This window comes from Pseudomonas sp. PH1b (genome assembly GCF_000633395.1).
In the GTDB taxonomy this organism is placed as follows: Bacteria; Pseudomonadota; Gammaproteobacteria; order Pseudomonadales; family Pseudomonadaceae; genus Aquipseudomonas.
This window is the reverse complement of record NZ_AYMU01000080.1, coordinates 1-396: the sequence shown is the minus strand read 5'-3', so window position 1 is coordinate 396 and position 396 is coordinate 1. Positions and strand designations below refer to the sequence as shown.

Genomic DNA, 396 nt, shown 5'->3' with positions numbered 1-396 from the left:
CCGCCGGTGTCACCGCCATAGCCGTATTGGCCATACACCGAGTCACGGCCGTAGCGCAGCTTGCTTTTGTCCTCCAGGCCACCGACCCGGACAACCGCGGCCTCGCCCACCAGGGTCAGGCGTTCGGCCCCCAGCACCTGATCGAAGAACTGGGTCATGGAACTCTGGATCTGGGTGATCTCCTTGCGCCGGTAGCCGGTGTTGTCGGCCCCCATGGCGGTCTTGATCGGCGAGGCCGCTCCTCCGGCAATGGGGTTGAGCAGGGCCAGGGTCAGGTCGTTGGTGTTGACCTGCACCGGCGCATTGGGCCGGTAGCTGATCTCGCCGGTCCAGGCGGTGCCGGTGGGCAGGGTGGTGGAGAAGCTGGCGCCATACAGGCGGATGTCTTCCGGGTAC

1 protein-coding gene is annotated in these 396 nt (G+C 66.4%); it reads right to left on the bottom strand.

Annotation, left to right across the window (positions count from 1 at the left end; translation table 11 throughout):
* Nucleotides 1-396: DUF1302 family protein (locus tag U873_RS0134075; protein WP_029978905.1), on the bottom strand; the 396-nt coding region annotated here is incomplete at both ends.